General features: G+C 62.7%; 16 protein-coding genes. 7 read left to right on the top strand and 9 right to left on the bottom strand.

All coding sequences use genetic code 11. The annotated features are described in order from the left end of the window. Positions 1–21: 21 nt before the first annotated feature. Together KJQ96_RS02330 and KJQ96_RS02325 are read right to left on the bottom strand one after the other, a co-directional pair. Entirely contained in the window at positions 22–3,132 is a 3,111-nt protein-coding gene (locus KJQ96_RS02330; RefSeq protein ID WP_213285067.1) for an efflux RND transporter permease subunit, read from the bottom strand. Beyond that, positions 3,129–4,307 (bottom strand): efflux RND transporter periplasmic adaptor subunit, encoded by a 1,179-nt coding sequence (locus KJQ96_RS02325; RefSeq protein WP_213285066.1) that lies wholly within the window; start codon positions 4,305–4,307, stop codon positions 3,129–3,131. The genes KJQ96_RS02330 and KJQ96_RS02325 overlap by 4 nt, the downstream gene beginning before the upstream one ends. A 40-nt stretch (positions 4,308–4,347) precedes the next feature. Here KJQ96_RS02325 and KJQ96_RS02320 point away from each other — a divergent pair, with 40 nt between their 5' ends. Then, positions 4,348–5,031, top strand: a complete 684-nt coding sequence (locus KJQ96_RS02320; RefSeq protein ID WP_213285065.1) for a hypothetical protein — start codon at positions 4,348–4,350, stop codon at positions 5,029–5,031. A 226-nt stretch (positions 5,032–5,257) separates the two neighbouring features. Here KJQ96_RS02320 and KJQ96_RS02315 read toward each other — a convergent pair whose 3' ends face one another. Both KJQ96_RS02315 and KJQ96_RS02310 read right to left on the bottom strand, forming a co-directional pair. After that, on the bottom strand, positions 5,258–5,686 hold the full coding sequence (locus tag KJQ96_RS02315) for a hypothetical protein (RefSeq protein ID WP_213285064.1): 429 nt from the start codon (positions 5,684–5,686) through the stop codon (positions 5,258–5,260). A gap of 275 nt (positions 5,687–5,961) precedes the next feature. After that, the gene (locus KJQ96_RS02310; RefSeq protein ID WP_213285063.1) at positions 5,962–6,189 is read right to left on the bottom strand and encodes a hypothetical protein; all 228 of its coding nucleotides are present in this window, start codon (positions 6,187–6,189) and stop codon (positions 5,962–5,964) included. Positions 6,190–6,617: 428 nt separating this feature from the next. On the opposite strand from KJQ96_RS02310, the gene KJQ96_RS02305 reads away from it, so the two are divergent. Together KJQ96_RS02305 and KJQ96_RS02300 are read left to right on the top strand one after the other, a co-directional pair. Continuing rightward, positions 6,618–7,295, top strand: coding sequence for a response regulator transcription factor (locus tag KJQ96_RS02305; RefSeq protein WP_213285062.1), 678 nt, complete (start codon positions 6,618–6,620; stop codon positions 7,293–7,295). Positions 7,296–7,369: 74 nt separating this feature from the next. Continuing rightward, positions 7,370–8,734 (top strand): HAMP domain-containing sensor histidine kinase, encoded by a 1,365-nt coding sequence (locus tag KJQ96_RS02300; protein WP_249733609.1) that lies wholly within the window; start codon positions 7,370–7,372, stop codon positions 8,732–8,734. A 17-nt stretch (positions 8,735–8,751) separates the two neighbouring features. Here the strand turns inward: KJQ96_RS02300 and KJQ96_RS02295 are convergent, their stop codons facing one another. Continuing rightward, positions 8,752–9,045, bottom strand: a complete 294-nt coding sequence (locus KJQ96_RS02295) for a hypothetical protein (RefSeq protein WP_213285061.1) — start codon at positions 9,043–9,045, stop codon at positions 8,752–8,754. 431 nt (positions 9,046–9,476) lie between these two features. Between KJQ96_RS02295 and KJQ96_RS02290 the strand changes: the two genes are divergently transcribed. Then, positions 9,477–10,382 (top strand): RNA polymerase factor sigma-32, encoded by a 906-nt coding sequence (locus KJQ96_RS02290; protein ID WP_213285060.1) that lies wholly within the window; start codon positions 9,477–9,479, stop codon positions 10,380–10,382. Positions 10,383–10,442: 60 nt separating this feature from the next. Here KJQ96_RS02290 and KJQ96_RS02285 read toward each other — a convergent pair whose 3' ends face one another. The 3 genes from KJQ96_RS02285 to KJQ96_RS02275 form a co-directional block, all read right to left on the bottom strand. Further along, positions 10,443–11,741, bottom strand: coding sequence for an Nramp family divalent metal transporter (locus KJQ96_RS02285; protein WP_309142352.1), 1,299 nt, complete (start codon positions 11,739–11,741; stop codon positions 10,443–10,445). Between the two features lie 76 nt (positions 11,742–11,817). After that, a complete protein-coding gene (locus KJQ96_RS02280) occupies positions 11,818–13,014 on the bottom strand; it encodes an acetyl-CoA C-acyltransferase (RefSeq protein ID WP_213285059.1) in 1,197 nt (398 codons plus the stop codon). Between the two features lie 175 nt (positions 13,015–13,189). Beyond that, positions 13,190–14,065, bottom strand: coding sequence for a response regulator transcription factor (locus KJQ96_RS02275; protein ID WP_249733608.1), 876 nt, complete (start codon positions 14,063–14,065; stop codon positions 13,190–13,192). A 717-nt stretch (positions 14,066–14,782) separates the two neighbouring features. Here KJQ96_RS02275 and KJQ96_RS02270 point away from each other — a divergent pair. From KJQ96_RS02270 to KJQ96_RS02260, 3 genes are read left to right on the top strand one after another with little or no spacing between them, the layout of a single operon-like run. Then, positions 14,783–14,998, top strand: coding sequence for a hypothetical protein (locus KJQ96_RS02270; RefSeq protein WP_213285058.1), 216 nt, complete (start codon positions 14,783–14,785; stop codon positions 14,996–14,998). Positions 14,999–15,043: 45 nt separating this feature from the next. Continuing rightward, positions 15,044–17,260, top strand: a complete 2,217-nt coding sequence (locus KJQ96_RS02265; RefSeq protein WP_309142351.1) for a VTT domain-containing protein — start codon at positions 15,044–15,046, stop codon at positions 17,258–17,260. Further along, positions 17,260–17,940 carry an endonuclease/exonuclease/phosphatase family protein gene (locus KJQ96_RS02260; RefSeq protein WP_213285057.1) on the top strand — a complete coding sequence of 227 codons (681 nt, stop codon included), beginning with the start codon at positions 17,260–17,262 and terminating at the stop codon, positions 17,938–17,940. Before KJQ96_RS02265 ends, KJQ96_RS02260 begins: the two co-directional genes overlap by 1 nt. Positions 17,941–17,964: 24 nt before the next feature. Here KJQ96_RS02260 and KJQ96_RS02255 read toward each other — a convergent pair whose 3' ends face one another. After that, on the bottom strand, positions 17,965–18,156 hold the full coding sequence (locus tag KJQ96_RS02255) for a hypothetical protein (protein ID WP_213285056.1): 192 nt from the start codon (positions 18,154–18,156) through the stop codon (positions 17,965–17,967). Positions 18,157–18,355: the final 199 nt, after the last annotated feature.

Raw genomic sequence — 18,355 nt, 5'->3', positions numbered from 1 at the left:
AGTGAGCCGCCGGAACTCTCGTCACTCCGCCGGCATCACGTTGGAGCCCTCGTCAATCGCCGGCTTCTTCTTGCCGAACAGCCAGGTCTGCAGCCGGTCGAGATAGATGTAGACCACCGGCGTCGTATACAGCGTGAGAAGCTGCGACACGGCCAGTCCTCCGACGATGGCGTAGCCCAGCGGCTGACGGATCTCGGAGCCTGCGCCTGTCCCGAGCATCATGGGAACGCCAGCAAGCATGGCTGCCATCGTGGTCATGAGGATCGGCCGGAAACGCATGACGCAGGCGCGATAGATGGCGTCTTCCGCCGACAATCGCTCCTGTTGGCCGACATGCAGGGCGAAATCGACCAGCATGATGCCGTTCTTCTTGACGATGCCGATCAGCAGGATGATGCCGACAATCGCGATCACGCTGAGATCGAGGTGAACCGCCATCAACAACAACAGTGCTCCGAGCCCCGCGGACGGCAGTGTCGAGATGATGGTGATGGGATGGATCAGGCTCTCATACAAGATGCCGAGGATGAGATAGATCACGAACAGCGCCGCCACGATCAGGATTGGCGTCGTCGACAACGAATCGCCGAACGCCTGTGCGTTGCCCTGGAAGCTGGTCTGCAGCGAAAGCGGTTTGCCGAGCTGCTTCTCGATACTCTGGATGGCGCTGGTCGCTTGGCCGATCGCCGTGCCGGGGAGCAGGTTGAAGGAGATCGTCACCGACGGAAACTGTCCCTGGTGATTGACCACGAGCGGAGCGACCTTGACCACGCTGTCGACCAGCGTCGATAGCGGCACTTCCTGGCCGGTTGAGGATTTGACGTAGATTCCGGTTAACGCCTCGGGCGAGTACTGGAATTTCGGATTGACCTCCATGATGACGTGGTACTGGTTCAGGGTCGTATACATCGTTGAGACGATGCGCTGGCCAAAGGCGTCATCGAGCGTGTTGTCGATGGTGAACGGCAGGATGCCGTAGCTCGAAGCCACCTCGCGTTTGATGGAGATGTCGAGCAAGGGACCGGAATTGAGCTGGTCGGTCGCGACGTCGGTGATGCCGGGGACCTTCTTGATCCTGTCGAGGAACAGCGCGGCCCAGTGATTCAGCTCGCCGGGATCGGCATCCCCCAGCGTGTACTGATATTGGGTTTTCGAGACGCGTCCGCCGATCGTGATATCCTGCGCGGCCTGCATATAGAGCGTGATGCCCTGGATCTTGGCCAGGTTGGTGCGCAGGCGGGCGAGCACCGTTTCCATGCTATCGCGCTGCTTGTAGGGCTTGAGCGCAATATAGATGCGGCCATTGTTGACCGTGGTGTTGCCGCCGCCGGCGCCGATCGCCGAGCCGACGGATGCGACGGCCGGATCCCGCGTGATGGCATTCAGCAGCGCCTGCTGGCGCTCAGTCATCGCAGAATAGGAAATATCCTGTGCGGCTTCGGACAGACCGATGATCAATCCGGTGTCCTGCTGCGGAAAGAAGCCTTTGGGGATGACGACGTAGAGATAGCCGGTCAGCCCGATGGTCGCAAACATCGTCCACAGGGTGATGAAACGGTGACGAAGCACGATCTTGAGACCGGCCTCGTAGACTCCGAGCAGTGAATTGAAGCCACCTTCGAGGATGCGGAACAACCGTCCGTGCGTCCTGTTTTCCGGCTTGAGCAGCCGCGCGCACATCATCGGCGTCAGGGTCAGCGAGATCAGGAGCGACAGCACCAGGGCTACGCTGACGGTGACGGCAAATTCGCGGAACAGCAGCCCGACATATCCGCCCATCAGGAACAGCGGAATGAACACGGCGATCAGCGACAGCGTGATCGACATGATGGTGAAGCCGATCTCGCCGGCGCCCTTCAGCGCCGCCTCGAATGGCGTGGCGCCGCCTTCCATGTGCCGCACGATGTTCTCGATCACGACCACGGCGTCGTCGACCACGAAGCCGACGGCGATCGACAACGCCATCAGCGACAGGTTGTCGAGGCTGTAGCCGAGCTCGTAGAGGACAGCGAGCGTGCCGATCAGCGACAGTGGAACGGTGACCGCAGGGATGACCGTCGCCCAGAAGTTTCTCAGGAAGATAAAGATCACCATCACCACCAGCGCAACCGTCAGCATCAGCGTGAACTGAACGTCGTGGATGGATGCGCGGACCGTATCGGTGCGGTCGGAGATGACGTTGACCTTGATCGCGGGCGGGATCGAGGCCTGTAGCACCGGCATCTCGACCTTGATCCGCTCGACGGTGTCGATGACGTTGGCGCCGGGCTGGCGCTGGATCGCCAGGATGACGGCGCGCCGGTTGTTGTACCAGCCGGCGATCAGGTCGTTTTCCGGCGCGCTGACAGCGCGGCCGACGTCGCGGATGCGAACCGGCGAGCCGTTTCGATAGGCGATCACGAGATTGGCGTAGTCCTCCGCCTTCAGGAGCTGATCGTTGGTGTTCAGCGTATAGGTCTGGCGCGGGCTGTTGAGCGTGCCTTTCGGCAAATCGACATTGGCTTGGCCGAGCGCGGTGCGGACGTCCTCGAGATTGATGCCGCGTGCGGCAAGCGCCTGCGGATCGAGCTGCACGCGCACGGCGGGCTTTTGCTGGCCGCCGATGCCGACGAGGCCGACGCCCGGTATCTGCGATATCTTCTGCAGCAGAATGTTTTCCGCGTACGCATCCACTGTGGTCAGCGGCAGGCTGTCCGATGTGAGACCGAGCACCAGGATCGGCGTGTCCGCCGGATTGACCTTGCGGATGGTGGGCGGATAGGGAATGCCGGGCGGCAAGAAGGGACTCGCGGCGTTGATCGCCGACAGCGTGTCGCTGACCGTTCCGTCGATCTGGCGGTTCAGATCGAACTGCAGCGTGATCTGGGTGAATCCGAGTGCGCTCGCCGACGTCATCTGGAGGAGACCCGGAATCTGCCCGAACTGGAGTTCGAGCGGTGTCGCTACCGACGCCGCCATGGTCTGCGGGTCCGCGCCCGGCAACTGCGCCGTCACCTGAAGCGTCGGATAATTCACGTTCGGCAACGCCGCGACCGGCAGCAACGGGTAGGCGATAAGGCCGCCGACCAGAAGGCCGACCATCAGGAGCGCCGTTGCGATTGGCCGGTGGATGAAGGGCGCGGATATGTTCATGGGATCGTCGCCTGTTGTGCTTGCTGTGCCGCTGCTTCCTCGGCTGCTTCGCCGTGCAGCGGCGTGACATGTGTGCCCGGCTGCAGCCGGTATTGTCCGTCGACGACGACCTGCTCGCCGGCTTTCAGGCCGGAATCGATCAGCGCCTCGCCGTCGGTGATCTGTGCGAGCTTGACGGGGCGCATCGCTACGGTGCTGTCGGGCTTGATGACATAGGCATAGGCGCCGTTCGGACCCTGCTGTACGACCGAAGCGGGGACGGTCAGCCCGTTATGTCGGGTCGTGACGAGCAGCCGCGCATTCACCAGTTCACCCGGCCACAGCTCGCGAGACTTGTTGGGAAAGGTTGCCTTGAGCTGGATCGAGCCGGTCGTCTGCAGGATCTCGTTGTTGACCAGCGCGAGCTCGCCCCGGCCTAGCTGCAGGGTGTCATCCTGATTATAGGCGAGGACCGGAAGCGGCGTCTTGGTCGCTTGCTGTTGCTTGAGGATCTGCGGCAGCACGCCTTCCGGCAGCGTGAAGATCAGCGAGATGGGATCGAGCTGGGTCACGACGACGAGGCCGTTGGCCGTCGTCGGGCTGATGATGTTGCCGACGTCGATCTGGCGAATGCCGACCACGCCGTCGATCGGCGAAGTCAGCCGCGTGTAGCTGAGTTGCACCTTGGCGGCCTCGATCAGCGCCTGGTCGGTCTTGATCGCTGCCTCCAACTGGCCGACCTGCGCCTTCTGGGTTTCGATCAGTTGCGGCGTGGCCCAGCCCTTGTCGCCGAGTTGGTTGTAACGGGTGAGATTGGCGCGGGCATTGGTGAGCTGGGCCTGATCGCGCTCCAGATTGCCCTCGAACTGGTCGATCTGGGCCTGGTAGGGACGCGGATCGATTTGCGCGAGCAGGTCGCCGGCATGGACGGTCTGCCCTTCGGTGAAATTGATGCTGATGAGCTGGCCCTGGATCTGGGCCCGCATGACATCGGTGTTGTACGCGATCACGGTGCCGACGCCGTTCTGGTAGATCGGTACGTCATGCTGCGCGACCACGCCGGCTACGACCGGAACCGGAGGGGGCGGCGCGGCCGCGACAGCGGCTTTGAACACGTTGGCGTGCGTGAAGTAGAGAAGGCCGCCGGCAGCGACGGCGCAGAACAGGACTGCGGATATTGCGACTTTCTTTTTCATGGCTGCTTCTCGCGCGTGGGTTTCCGCTCAACGGAACATCGTGGCGGCGGTTGATAGGCCTGGTATCGTGTTCGGCACCCCTGTGATGTTCGGTATCCCTGTGATGGCGTCGGTGGACGCGGCGACAGCCGTCGTGTTCGGTGCCGGCAGCGTGACGGCGGGCACCGTCGGGATCGTCGACGCGATGGTGCTAGTCGTGGGCGCGACGCCGATGGTCGGCACTGCCGCAGCGGAGGTGACGCCGAGATTGACGATCTCCGTCGAACCCATGGGAATTCCGGTTCGCGCCACGCCGCCCGGCGCCACCGGAGACGTCGGCGTCGATGATGCTGCTAGGCTACCCGAGCCTGCGCCGCACATGCTCGATGTACCCGAGGTGTCGATCAGGGCTGATGTCGGCGGAATGCCCGATGACGACATTCCAGACGAATTTGGCGCTCCTGCCATCGGCATCGCGGACATCGTACTCTGCGGTGTGATGGTCCCGACCGCCACGCCGCCGCCATCGAAGGTCGAAGCCGATCCGAACATCGTCGACGGTGCCGTGCCGATCGTCGAGCACACGGTGCTGCCGATTGTGCCGGTCTGGTCGGCCGGCGCCGGACTTACGCCGGGTGAGGCGATTTCCGTTGCGCCGAGCGGGATGCCGGTGCCGCCGACCGGCGCGCTTGGCACCATGCCCAGCGGCGAGGTCGCCGCCAGCAAAGGCGTCGGCATCACTTGAGCCTGCTGCGCAAAGGCCGGGCCGCACAGCGAGGCAGAGGCTGCCGTGATCATCAGGAAGCGTTTCATGTTGCTCTCCAGTACCGTTCGACCGGCGCGACAACGCGTGGCGCGATGTCCACGCGATATCTTTCGGCTATTGGGGGATCGGTCCGGAGGACGTTTAAAGAAAGCAGGAAAACGTCCTCCGAACCGACAGCCAGCGCGCAGGGTCCTGCGCGGCGGGTTCAGCTACAGCTCAGGGGCAAGGGGCTGTAGGGGTGCAGGTAATACCAGTCATAGCAATCGGGATAACCGTAGTACCCGTAGCCGTATCCCGGCCCGTACCTGTCGAAGCGATGCACGGCGTGCTGGTGGAGTCCGAAGCCGTGTGCACCGATGTGGCCGACGCCGATGTGGTTACCGCCGAGGCCTCCCAGATGTTCGCCGACGCCTATGCCGCCGATATGGGCGCCGCCGCCAAAGCCTCCGATGTGGCCTCCGCCGCCAAAGCCGCCCATGTGGCCACCGCCACCGAAACCACCGCCCATATGGCCACCGCCGCCACCGAAGCCGCCGCCGTGGCCGCCACCGCCGCCACCGCGGGCTTCGGCCGCGCCCACCACCAGACTCGAAGCGAGAAGAGCCGTTGCCAGTATCGTGAACATTCGTTTCATCGTGACACTCCTTTCAGTCAGATTGCTCGGCGCCGTGGCGCCCGAGCTTCAACGGGCCGCGCGAACAAAACGTCGGATGAGTGACAGGTAGCTGCGATGCACAAGGCATCCATTAAATTCGGCGTTAGTCTTCGCCGCCTTGGCATTCACGAACTGGAGCAGCCGCAGCTATGCGTCTCAAAGGAGAACACGTTGGCGCGCGGGCAAAAGAAAACGGACCGGCGGGATATCCCGCCAGCCCGGCAAGTTCATTGTTGGGTCGTAATGCAAGCGGATCAGTAACCCGTGTTGGGTTCGCAAGGCGCCGCATTGGTCCACGGTGCCGTGGCATAAGCGCCGACGCGCGGAGCCCGGATGCAGGTATCGCCTTCGTCGCGATGCATCGTCGACATCACGCGGCCATGGGTATCGGTTACGACATGCCGCGCGTTGGCGGCCAGTACCGGAGTGGCGATGGTGGCTGTGGTGAGCAACACAGCCGACAGAAGTTTCAGGTTGCGCATGGGTGTTCTCCATAGGTGAGGAAGCCAGGCCGGCTTCTTCCTGTGACGTGCGGCTGGCCCGCCGTCGTCCAAAGCGAATATCGCTTCACGCGCTCTCAACTCGGCGTGAAGGTGATGCGGGTCCCGATCTGTCCGACATAGCGCCGGCTGATCGGGCAATGCAGGCCCGACGATTCATTAAATTGCTATTTATTGGCGCAACGGGCCGCCGACGGCTAACTGTTTCGGGCGGGCCCTGCTGTGCTCGTCCCGAGGCGGCGGATGGCCGCCTGGCGGATAGCACCTGCAGGATCTGGTAGGGATCGCGGCGCTGTCTGGCTCCCCTGAACCGTGAGACTTGTGCGCGTCGCCATGGCATTATCGGTTGCTCAGCGTATCATTGCCACCTGGCGTCGCGAGGGTATCTTGATAGCAATCGGATCGATCGGATGGCGAAGGTTCTCCTCATAGAAGATGACGGCGAGACGGCAGGGGAAATCACGGCCGAACTGGCCGATCGTGGCTTCGAGGTAGCATGGTCGGCCGACGGCCTGGATGGCCTTGCCAAGGCGCGCGACCTGCGGCCGGACGCCATGATCGTCGACCGCCTGCTGCCGGGAATGGATGGCCTCACCGTCATCGAGTCCTTGCGGAAAGATCAGGTGCGCACGCCGGTGCTGGTGCTGAGCGCACTTGGCGCGGTCGATGACCGCGTGCGCGGATTGCGGATGGGAGGCGACGACTACCTCACCAAGCCGTTTGCGATCGTCGAACTCGTCGCGCGAATAGAGGCGTTGCTGCGCCGCCCGCCGGAAACGCGGGAAACCAACCTGCGGGTGGGCCAACTCGAGCTTGACCTGATCGAGCGGACGGCAAAACGCGGCGAGCGCAGGATCGATCTCTTGCCGCGCGAGTTTCGGCTGCTCGAATACATGATGCGGCGGAGCGACCAGCTCTTGACGCGCGCGATGCTGCTCGAAGAGGTCTGGAACTACAAGTTCGTCCCCGCCACCAACCTGGTCGACGTTCATATGGGTCGCGTGCGGCACAAGGTCGACGGTCCGGGCGACGCCCCGATGATTCAAAATGTCCGCGGCGCAGGGTTCATTCTTCGTGCCGTGCCCTGACTGATTTTGGCGATCGTACCGGGCGCTCGCGCCGTCGGGCAAGGCAACCGGACGGCAGGATTGGGAAGCTTCAGTTGCAGTTCATACGCTCGAAGACGTTCCACTGGACCACGGTGCTGGCGGGCCTGTTCGCGATCTTCGTCACGGTTTTGTTCGGTTTCATCTACTTCAGAATCGACAACTATCTGATCGCGCGATCCGATCGCATGATCACGACGCAGATCGGCTTCTTTGCCGGATTGCCGCGCGAGCGTCTGATCGGTGCGCTCAATGATCATCTCGGGCAGGATTCCCGCGGCGTCCAGTTCTCCGGTGTGTTCGACGCGAAGGGGAATCGGCTGGCCGGCAATGTCGCAGCCCTGCCGGACGGGCTCGACATCGGGGCACCGGCGCGGAGCATGCCGCTGGTGCGCCTTGATGACAAGGAAGCCGGTGCGACATCCGTCAGAACCGTCGCGCGGCGCCTCGAGAACGGCGACATATTGGTGGTCGGGCGAAACGTCGACGAAACGGCGGAAGTCTTCAGGGTCGTCGGAGCGGCGCTGGCGATTGGCCTGTTGCCTGCGTTCTGTCTCTGGTTGCTGGCCGGCGCCTGGTTGAGCGCGCGCGCCCACAGGCGGGTCGAGGAGGTCAACCTGCGCGTCCAGCGCATCATCGCCGGAGATCTACGCGAGCGGCTGCCGCACAAGAACGTCGATGAACCGTTCTCGCGGCTCGCCGCCATCGTCAACCGCATGCTCGATGAGCTGGAGACCATGATCAACGCGCTGGCCGGCGTCGGCAACGACATCGCCCACGATCTGCGAACGCCGCTGACGCGCGCTCGTCTGACGCTCGAGCGCGGCCGTACCAACGCGACGACCCTGGAGCAACTCCAGGAAGTTGTCGACAAGGCCATCGCCGGCATCGACCAGTCGCTGTCGATCGTCACGGCACTGTTGCGGCTTGCGGAGATCGAGAACAGCCGCCGCTCGTCCGCGTTTGGCGACGTTGCGCTCGGCGACATGCTGCGCGAGGTCTGCGACATGTACGAGCCGATCGCCGAAGACAAGCAGATCGCGCTGAGCGTGAACATAGCCGACAAGTTTTCCGTGCGCGGCGATCGCGACCTGCTGCTGGAGGCGGTGGCCAATCTCGTCGACAATGCCATCAAGTTCACGCCCCGGAGCGGCAGGGTCGAGCTCGCGCTGCTGCGCGGTGAGGGCGAGACTATCTTGCGTGTGACAGACACGGGTCCGGGGATCAGCGCGCACGAACATGACGCCGTGTTGCGCCGGTTCTATCGCTCGGACAAGATTCGCAACACGCCGGGCATCGGCCTCGGGCTCAACCTGGTCTCGGCAATCGTGAAGCTGCACGGCTTTCGCCTGATCATCCACGCCGGCCCGGGAGGCCGGGTGGAGATCGTTTGCCCCGATGAGGAAGGTGGCCGGACATAGATCGCTATCCGCCAACGTCACCCATGCCGGCGGTCATCATGCTCGGCGGGGGATACGTGGTGGACACGCCGATGCTGCCAGACCCTGGGGCCGGCCATACCGCTTTCCCTTTCGTTGTAGGCCTGCATCACCGAGGGCGGCAGCCCTTCCATCCGGTAAGCCGGCGTCGGCGCACCGCCATTCAGCACGTCCAGATTCGGATAGAAAAATGCAAAACTGCCCGGCTCCTGAATGGCTTCTTGCGCGAATGCAGGCGCTGCCGCCATCATGGACAGCAATCCTGCGACAGCGATGGTCTTGATCGAGGTCATTGTCTTTCTCCATATCATCTACGCGGCAGTTCGCTGGACGCGCATGCGCAGTCACATGCCGCAACGGGCGCGTGTTCTTTTCGAATGCGGACTGCTCGCTTGAGGCTGCATCCAGGCAGCGGATGCATGACGGAGATGTAGGGCGGGCGCGACCGCGTCCCACTAAATTGCCTTTTACAAATCTCGACTGATCTTGCGCTGTCGTGCAAAGCGTTTGCAGGGAAGCAGTCATATTCGCATGAGCGATCAGAAGTTCACCGCTCGACGTCCCGCGCTTCCCGCCTGAACCAAGATCGTGCGATTCTGAAATCGACACCAAGGCGGCATGAACGCTAAAAGCGAATTTAGATTCCTCAATTCCAATTTAATGGCTGCATCGCGGCGTCTTCTCCTAGGGTCGCTCTGCCGGACCCGATGGATTGGAGCCACCCATGAACGCCCACAGCATGACCATACTGTCAGACAGGCGCGAGCCGCTGACTGGAGACAGATCGCGAGATATCGTCGATGAATATGCCACGCTCATCAAGCGATACGCTCTGCTTGAACCGACGCGCGAGCAGCAGCTTGCCCGGCGCTGGCAGCAGCACCGAGACCGAAGCGCTACCGATGCGCTCGTCACCAGCCATCTCCGGCTCGCGGCCAAGGTGGCGCGCCGCTACCAGCGATACGACCTGCCGCTTGCCGATCTGATCGGGGAAGCCAATCTGGGCCTTGTCATCGCGGCCTCGCATTTCGAGCCGGGCCGTGGCGCCAGGTTCTCCACCTACGCATTGTGGTGGATCAAGGCCGCGATCCACGATTACATTCTGCGGTCGCGCTCGCTGGTCAAGATCGGGACGACGGCCGCTCAGCGGAAGCTGTTCTTTGGCCTCAGGCGCGCCATGCGCAAGTTCGGCGGCGACAGGACGGGCCTTACGCCGGAGGTGGCCGAGGCCGTCGCGCGGGAACTCGCGGTCCCCGTTCGCGATGTGATCGAGATGAGCAGCCGTTTGACGGGCGACCTTTCCCTGAATGCATCCGTCGATGATGACGGGCCTACGGAATGGGAAGCGAGGCTGGTCGACCCTTCGCCGAACGCGGAGGCGATGATCGCCGAGCAGGATGAAGGCGGGCAACGGGCGAGGGCGCTCCATTCGGCCCTTGATGTGCTGACGGCGCGGGAGCGCCGCGTGTTCGAGGCCCGGCGGCTTCGCGAGGATCCGCCGAGCCTGGAAGAGCTCGGGCGCGAACTGTCGATTTCCGGCGAGCGCGTGCGACAGATCGAAGCTTTAGCCTTCGAAAAGGTCAGGCGTGCGGCGACAAGGCGCTTGAGACATGCCGCCCTGGCAGCTTGAGGGGGCACATGGGCATCACACGCTGCATGTACTATCCCCTGCTGCTGAGCACGAGTTCGTTCACAAGAACCAGGAAACGACCAGGCCTGCACTTGCCGAAAGGATCGCCGCCACTGTCGCCCAACCCAGCAGATTCATCCAGGTGCTGTTGGTTTTATCGCCCATCACCGCTCGGCTAGTCGTCATCAGCATGATCAACAGCAGCAGTGGCGGCGTCGAAAAGCCTTGCACGATGCCGGAATAGACAAGTGCCTTCATTGGATTGAAGCCGAGGAAATTCATGACGACCGCGATCACCGTAAACGAAACGATCAGTGCATAGAATTTCCCTGCCTCTTTCGGCTTGGCGTGAAGGCTGCTCTTCCACCCCAACACCTGGCAGAGATCATAAGCGGCGCCGGTCGTCATGATGGGGACTGCAAGAAAGCCGACAGCAATGATTCCGACGGTGAAAAGCAGCCCCGCTGCGTCTCCTGCCAAGGGACGCAACGCTTCGGCCGCCTGAGCGGCCGTCTCGATATTTTTTTCTCCCGCTTTGTGAAGCGTTGCTCCCGTCGAGAGAATGATGAAGTACATGATCAGGTTGGAGAACAGCATTCCGACCACGATATCGATGCGGGATCGACGCAACTCGTCGGATGTTGCGCCCTCCCGCTGCTCCAGCTTCTTGCGCCCTTGTGCGATTTCTTCTTCGACCTCGACGTTGGATTGCCAGGTGTAGAGGTAAGCGGAAAGCGTGGTGCCGATAATCGCAACCAGAATGGACAGGAACTCGCGTGAAAATTCGATCGTGGGAACCAAGGTGCCGCGCAGCACGTCCTGGAGATCAGGCTTGGCGAGGATGGCCGATCCGACATATGCAAACAACACCAGGGCCAGCCACCGGAAGATATTGCGAATGAGATGGTAGGAGCCCCAGATCTGGACGGCGAGAATGGTCGCGGCTACTGCAATTACGATCCATGGGATGGGCAGCGGTATCAACAGGTTCAGCGCAGCGGCCATGCCGCCGAGGTCTGCGGCGGCCTCGATGGTGTTGCCGATCAGAACGGCGATCAAGGCGGGCCACAGGATCCAGCCGGGATAGTGCTCCTTGATGACGTGGAAGAGACCCCGTCCCGTCACCTGCCCAAGTTTGGAGGACAGATACACGACAGCGAACATCATCGGGAAGGTGACGGGGGCGGTCCAAAGCAGCGCGGGGCCAAACTGAGCGCCCGCGCTTGCGTAAGTGCCAATGGCGGAGCAATCGTCGTCGGCGGCTCCCGTGACGACGCCGAGGCCGATCGCCCGCATGAAGCCGCGGCGCTTGCCATCTTTCCGAGGTTGGTGAGGAGCCTTCGCCGCGGTCTCAGGCACAGCCGTCAATATCCCTTCGCAGCCACCCATGTGTTCAATAGTGGCTGCGATGGTTAGTTCCTAAGCGCGGCTGCGATCAGCGCACGGGCCGCTCGACGGCGATCGCGGTCGCTTCTCCGCCGCCGATACAGAGCGCAGCGACACCGCGTCTTAAACTCCGCGCTTCCAGGGCATGCAGCAGCGTCACGATCAATCGCGCGCCGGTGGCGCCGATCGGGTGGCCGAGCGCGCAGGCGCCGCCATTGACGTTGAGCTTTTCGGCGGCAATGCCGAGATCCTTCTGCGCCGCCATCGCCACCACCGCGAACGCTTCGTTGATCTCGAACAGGTCGACGTCAGCGGCAGCCCAGCCGACCTTGTCGAGCAGCTTACGGATCGCCGGGATCGGCGCGGTGGTGAACCATTGCGGCTCCTGGCTGTGGGTGGCGTGGCCCTTGATCTCGGCGAGCACCGGCAGCCCGTCGCGATCAGCGAGCGAGCGCTTGGCCAGAATCAGCGCGGCGGCGCCGTCGGCATTCGCGGAAGAGGCGGCCGGCGTGATGGTGCCGCCCGCGCGGAACGCGGGCTTTAATCCGGGAATCTTGGCGGGATCCACCTTGAGCGGATGCTCGTCATTGGCGATGACACGCGGACCCGCCTTCTCAGCCAATGTGATCGGCGCGATCTCGGCCCTGAACGCGCCGCCCTCGACCGCCTTGCGGGCGCGGGTCAAGGTCTCCATCGCGTAGGCGTCCTGGTCCTTGCGGGTGAACTGATAGGCCTCCGCGGTGGCCTCGCCGAAATCGCCCATAGAGCGGCCGGTCTCGTAGGCGTCTTCCAGCCCATCCATCATCATGTGATCGATGATCCGGTCATGCCCTGCGCGATAGCCGCCGCGCGCCTTGGCCAGCAGATAGGGCGCGTTCGACATGCTTTCCATGCCGCCGGATAGCACGATCGAGGCTGAACCGGCATTGATGATGTCGTGCGCCAGCATCGTCGCCTTCATGCCGGAACCGCACACCTTGTTGACCGTGGTGGCGCCGGTGGCGTCAGGCAGTCCGGCGCCGCGCGCTGCCTGGCGTGCCGGCGCCTGGCCCTGTCCGGCCGGCAGCACGTTGCCCATGAACACCTCCTCAATCCGCTCCGGCGCCAGTTTCGCCCGTTCCAGCGCCGCGCCGATCACGTGAGCGCCGAGCCTGTGCGCGCTGAAAGGGGACAACTCACCCATGAACCGGCCAAGCGGCGTGCGGGCGGCGGAAAGGATGACGACGGGATCGCGGCTTGCAGCCATTGCGGATTCTCCTGTTCGATCGCTATTATATGACGATAATCATATACCACGGCATTGCAATAGGATGCCGCCGCTTTCCGTAGCGAGGATGCGCGCTGGCCGACAGATCGAGAAATGCCGCGAGTTCCGGCAGGAGCGATGAAATGGCAACCGGCGCAATGCCGAAAATCAATCGCTAGTGAGATATGGATGACCTGATCGTCATGGATGAATCCGGAGTAATCAGTTCGACGGGACTGTCGAAGGAGACGCGCGCCCCGGCGATCGCGACTTGGGTCCGGTTGCTCACGCCCAGCTTGCGCATGATTTCGCGGACATGGACTTTCACCGTCGTTTCGGTCATGCCGAGCTTGCGTCCGATCACCTTGTTGGGATCGCCTTGGCAGAGGCAAGCGAGCACCGCGTACTGCCGCTCGGTAAACTCGGGCGCGTGGCGCGCGCCGTTTAGGCCATGGTCGCGCTGCACGCTTACCGCCTTACCGTCGAACGGGGACCCTTGCTGGTCGTAAGGACCTTCCTCCGGCCCGACAGGGGGCGCCTGCGTCTGTTGTTCAGGCTCCGGAAGCTCTTGCTCCTGGGAGAGGCCCGGTTGTCTGTATTCGAGAGGCGCCGGCGGGCTGAAGGTCTGGCTGGCCAGGATGGCGGCCGCCGGAAAGTAGGTGCCGCCATGAAGGACGAATGAAAGGGCGTGCAACGCAAGCTCAGGCGCCATGGAATTGCTGAAGTAGCCCCGGGCTCCGCAACGGATCGCGGCGAGAACGGTGGCGGGATGTTCATCGTCGGAGATGATGGCGAGTGCCGCCTCCCGGCGAAGGGTATGCAACACCTGTATCTCGGTGAAGACCTCGTGGGGAGAGGAGGTGCCGACGCTGTAAATCAGCATCTCGCATTCGCTCCGCTCGATAAGCCTTCTGTGCGCCTCATCGGGATCGAGCGAAATCAGCTCGACCTGTTCGTTGCTGGCCCAGGAACTTAAGAAGCTCTCCGTTCGAGCTCGTCGAAAGGCCTTTGCGTCTACAATAAATACTGTCTTCTTGCGTGGGACTAACATAACGCGCCCCCGGATTTTAATACCGATTATATCGATAGAGTCCTTCAGAACCGCTCATAGTCACTGTGAATTAGTTCACTCTGTATCTTAATTGTTCAAAAGAAACTTTATCCCCGTTAACGAGGGATGCCAAGCAGACCGAATGTGACCGGATGTCGTCAAAAACTGGTCATTAAAGCGTGTTTTCTATCCCTCAACTGCAAAAAGCCGTACCTCGCAACCTGGCTAACATATCTTTCGATACGTACGCCTGCCCTGACGAGGCAGGTACGATGGTATCGTTGTCGGCCTCGCGCTTGTCTGCGGCGGGGCGCAGCCGCAAGGCCTTCCTACCAAAGTCGCCTAGGCTCGACCCGGCGACGGAGGGCCGTCGTCCCGGCCTCATCTACATTTTTCGAATCTCTAAAGCACAGCCTGCGTCGATGGTTGAATATCGCAAGATACCGCGACTGATCGCATGCGTGCATGTTGTTGGCCAACGTGTGGCGTCATTCTGACCAAGCCGGCCTCGTTGGCTGACGGCCGTGATGACGTCCGGGACGCCACCGTTCGTCGACCGCATGGTGCGCCGGTAGATTTCTCGCCATGCATTCGAGACCGAACGTATTGCCTCTCCGGCGCATCGATGAACCGGCGAAGGCGCTTGGCCTAAGGATGCGATTGCCTAAACAGCCACCCGATCACCGGCCACCGTTGCCTGAACGGACACGCGTCAGGATGAGCGCACTCGGAGCGGCGCGATGCCCAAAATTCGCCGGCCGGGAAGGGGTGATCATCGGCTCCGGCCGCTATCGCAGCACCGTCCGCATCATGTTCGACGGTTTCAAGTCGCCGATCTCGCTGCACAGCACCTACGTCGAACCGGTGGTTGAGGAAGAAAGTGTCTCCCGCTCGGGCCGGAACGATACGCCCCCCGGTAGCAACCGGCGCTAACGCGCGTGTCCGGTGATTCAACGACGCGCCGAACGCGGATGGAAGGTGGCAAGTTCCGCTTGGCTGGAACTGTCGCGGCTGCAGATCGTTGGATTGGCATCGGGCGAACATTCGTTCGTGATCCCGAACGGGTTTTCTCATCTGTTGCCGAGGTGCCGTCTGCTGCAAAGCTCATCCATCCTCATTCCTGGCGAAACCGTCTGGAGAAGGTGCAAGGCAGGGCGGTTAGCAATCCTCAATGATGCCGCCGCATATTTCGCCGCTTTGCGGGAAGCGCTATTGCTCGCAACCCGGCAGGTGTACATCATCGGCTGGGACATCCACAGCCAGACCCGGTTTGTCGGGCCCTCCGGGTACGCTGACGACGGCTATCCGCAAGAGCTTGGTGCGTTTCTGAAAGCGCTGCTAAAGGCGAAGCCCGATCTGCGGATCAACATCCTGATCTGGAATTTCCCGGCCCTCTACGCCGCGGAGCGGGAATGGAATTCGGCCGCCAAGTTCACCGCGCACGCGTCGGACCGGCTGCGCTTTTGTTTCGATTCCAGCCTTCCCTTAGGCTCGGCGCAGCATCAGAAGATCGTCGTCATTGACGGCGCGCTTGGCTTCGTCGGCGGCCTCGATCTGACGATCCGGCGCTGGGACACCAGCACGCATGAGACGCATCATCCGCTTCGTACCGATCCCGACGGCAAACCCTATCCGCCGTTTCACGACGTGCAGTGCATGGTGGATGGCGAAGCTGCGGCCAGTCTGACGGAATTGGCGGAGAACAGGTGGCGCACCGCCGGCTGCACGGTTGAAAGACCCGTAGCGACCAAGGGCGAGCGCTGGCCGGCCTCGGTCCCGGTGCAGTGCCGGGGAATGACGGTGGGCATCGCCCGGACCGAGATAGCCACCGCACGCAGTGGCGGCGTGAACGAAGTCGCGCGGCTGTTCGAAGCGTCCATCAATGCGGCCGACCGCTTCATCTATATCGAAAACCAGTTCACCAGCGCCACCGACATCGCGCGCCTCCTGGCGCAGCGGTTGCTGGACGTGCCGCAGCTCAGTGTCCTGATCGTCATGCCGAAGATGCATTCGTCCTGGTTCGAATCGCAGGCCATGCAGAGCGGGCGCGGCGGATTTATCGCCCGGTTCGTGTCGGCAGGCGTCATGGACCGGGTCCGCTTTGTCTATCCATCGACGCGCGATGCCGAACGGGCGGCCGCGGTCATGGTGCATAGCAAGGTGATGATCGTCGACGACCGCATCCTGCGCGTGGGATCGGCCAACCTCAACAATCGCTCGATGGGGGCGGACACCGAATGCGACCTGGCCTTCGAGGCGACCTCCGACGCACATTGTGAATATCTCGCCTGGCTTCGCCGTAGTCTGATCGGGCATTTCTGCGGCGTCGATGAACGCGAAATCGAACGCCACGAAGCCGACCTGTTCGGATTCGTCGACCGCCTGGCGGAGGACGACGGCCCGAAATCGTTGCAGCCGATCGATCCGGCCGCATCGGTCGGCGGCGTGGCGGTGATGGTGCAGCCCGTCGCCGATCCCAGGGAACCGCTTCACCTCGACCGCGCCGCCAATCGCATGTGGACGGCAAGAACCATTTTGGCCGTATCCGGCCTCGCTGCGGCGCTCGCCGGCTTGGCGCTGGCCTGGCAGTACACATCGCTGCGCGATTTCGCCGATGTCGGCTTCGTTTCCTCGATCATCTCACAACCCGCGCGGTCGCAATTCGCGCCGCTATTTGCGATTGCCGCCTTCGTCGTCGGCGGGCTGGTGGTTTTCCCGGTGCTCGTACTGATCGCCGCAACATCGGCCGCTCTCGGGCCGTGGATGGGTTTCTTGAGCGCGAGCGCCGGCGTGCTGCTCAGCGCACTCACGCTGTTCTCGATCGGCCGGGTGCTGGGCCAGGCGCGCTTGCAGCGGCTGCTCGGGCGCCGGGCCGCCCGGATTCAGAGCGGCATCATCGGCAAGGGGGTCATGGCGGTCGCCATGATCCGGATGGTGCCGATCGCCCCGTTCTCGATCGTGAACTTGGTGGCGGGCGCCAGTAAATTGAGCCTGCGCGATTTCGTGCTCGGCACCGTGCTCGGCATGGCGCCCGGAATCGCTGTCATGGCCGCGCTCGGCGCGCAGATCGCAGATCTGGCCCGAAACGCCTCCTGGATCAATGTGCTGCTGCTGGCGCTGGCGATCCTCGCCTGGATCGCACTGTGCCTTGGCGTGCAGTTCCTGGTGACCTGGCTGGCGGGGCGTAGAACGTGATGGCTACGATTCGCATCATGACGTGGAACGTTCACGGCATCTTCCACCTCAATCCCGGGTTTGACTTGGATGGCGTCTGTTCCGTCATCCGCCACTGGTCGCCTGATATCGTGGCCCTGCAGGAGGTCGACTCGCGCGGGAGAACCGACGATCCCTTTGCCCTTCTGGCGAAAGCCGTCGGCGACCACAGCGTCGATGCGCGATCGATCGTCACCGAGGACGGCGACTACGGACAGGTGCTGCTGAGCCGCTGGCCGTTCGCCGAGCCCCCGAAAATTTCCGACGTCTCGTATCAGGAGCGGGAGCCCCGCAGGGCCATTGCCGCACGCGTTTTGTCTGATCATGGCGAGGTGAGGGTCATTGCCACGCATCTCGGCCTCAGCATCCATGAAAGGCACGCCCAGGCGCATGCCCTAGCCGAGCTGGTGCAGCCGACGCGGACGCTCGTGGTCGGCGATTTCAATGACTGGTTCTGGGTAAAATCGGTGCGGGGCGTGCTGGCGCGGATTTGCCCGGTCCGAACGCGGTTGCGGACGTTTCCAGCGCGCTTGCCGATGATGCGGCTCGACCGAATCTACGCCTCGCCCGATCTCGTGATCCGTTCGGCCTGGACCGATCGCAAGGCGCGCTCCTATTCAGACCATCTTCCCGTCATCGCGGATGTTGCGTTTCCGGAATAGAGGTATGACGTCAGGTGGGTTTGCTCAGTCGGGTTTGGCCGGGTGCTGCGTTCTGGGGTGGCGCTCATGCAGCAGCACGGCCAGATCGTGACGCAACTCGGAGCGGTTGCGCATCGCGGTTTCGAACAGCGCCTCCTGAATGTCCCGGGGCATGTCGCCCCAAATGGCGATGGCCGCCTCGCCCAAGAGGGGTGCAAAGGTCTTTTCTGCCGTCATGTGATCCTCCGCCGGCTCTACGTCTGAGTGTCGCCAAGGTTCCAGCGCGCTTGCATCGGTCACGCGGTTCGGAACCGCAGCTTGCCCGACGAATTGTTGTCGCGAACGCGCCGGTGGCCGGCAGTCATGAAGATTTCGCCGTCGCTCGGCATCATCCATCGCGACCCGACTTCGTGGTCCCCGCATCGGAACGATTGAC

It is taken from the genome of Bradyrhizobium sp. sGM-13, from assembly GCF_018398875.1.
In the GTDB taxonomy this organism is placed as follows: domain Bacteria; phylum Pseudomonadota; class Alphaproteobacteria; order Rhizobiales; family Xanthobacteraceae; genus Bradyrhizobium.
This window is presented reverse-complemented; position numbering and strand designations above follow the sequence as displayed.

What these genes read in the sequence shown, in the direction of transcription:
- KJQ96_RS02255 (WP_213285056.1), bottom strand. Translation starts at nt 18,156, where the DNA reads ATGACGGCAGAAAAGACCTTTGCACCCCTCTTGGGCGAGGCGGCCATC.
- KJQ96_RS02280 (WP_213285059.1), bottom strand. Translation starts at nt 13,014, where the DNA reads ATGGCTGCAAGCCGCGATCCCGTCGTCATCCTTTCCGCCGCCCGCACG.
- KJQ96_RS02305 (WP_213285062.1), top strand. Translation starts at nt 6,618, where the DNA reads ATGGCGAAGGTTCTCCTCATAGAAGATGACGGCGAGACGGCAGGGGAA.
- KJQ96_RS02295 (WP_213285061.1), bottom strand. Translation starts at nt 9,045, where the DNA reads ATGACCTCGATCAAGACCATCGCTGTCGCAGGATTGCTGTCCATGATG.
- KJQ96_RS02325 (WP_213285066.1), bottom strand. Translation starts at nt 4,307, where the DNA reads ATGAAAAAGAAAGTCGCAATATCCGCAGTCCTGTTCTGCGCCGTCGCT.
- KJQ96_RS02315 (WP_213285064.1), bottom strand. Translation starts at nt 5,686, where the DNA reads ATGAAACGAATGTTCACGATACTGGCAACGGCTCTTCTCGCTTCGAGT.
- KJQ96_RS02330 (WP_213285067.1), bottom strand. Translation starts at nt 3,132, where the DNA reads ATGAACATATCCGCGCCCTTCATCCACCGGCCAATCGCAACGGCGCTC.
- KJQ96_RS02310 (WP_213285063.1), bottom strand. Translation starts at nt 6,189, where the DNA reads ATGCGCAACCTGAAACTTCTGTCGGCTGTGTTGCTCACCACAGCCACC.
- KJQ96_RS02275 (WP_249733608.1), bottom strand. Translation starts at nt 14,065, where the DNA reads ATGTTAGTCCCACGCAAGAAGACAGTATTTATTGTAGACGCAAAGGCC.
- KJQ96_RS02270 (WP_213285058.1), top strand. Translation starts at nt 14,783, where the DNA reads ATGAGCGCACTCGGAGCGGCGCGATGCCCAAAATTCGCCGGCCGGGAA.
- KJQ96_RS02260 (WP_213285057.1), top strand. Translation starts at nt 17,260, where the DNA reads ATGGCTACGATTCGCATCATGACGTGGAACGTTCACGGCATCTTCCAC.
- KJQ96_RS02290 (WP_213285060.1), top strand. Translation starts at nt 9,477, where the DNA reads ATGAACGCCCACAGCATGACCATACTGTCAGACAGGCGCGAGCCGCTG.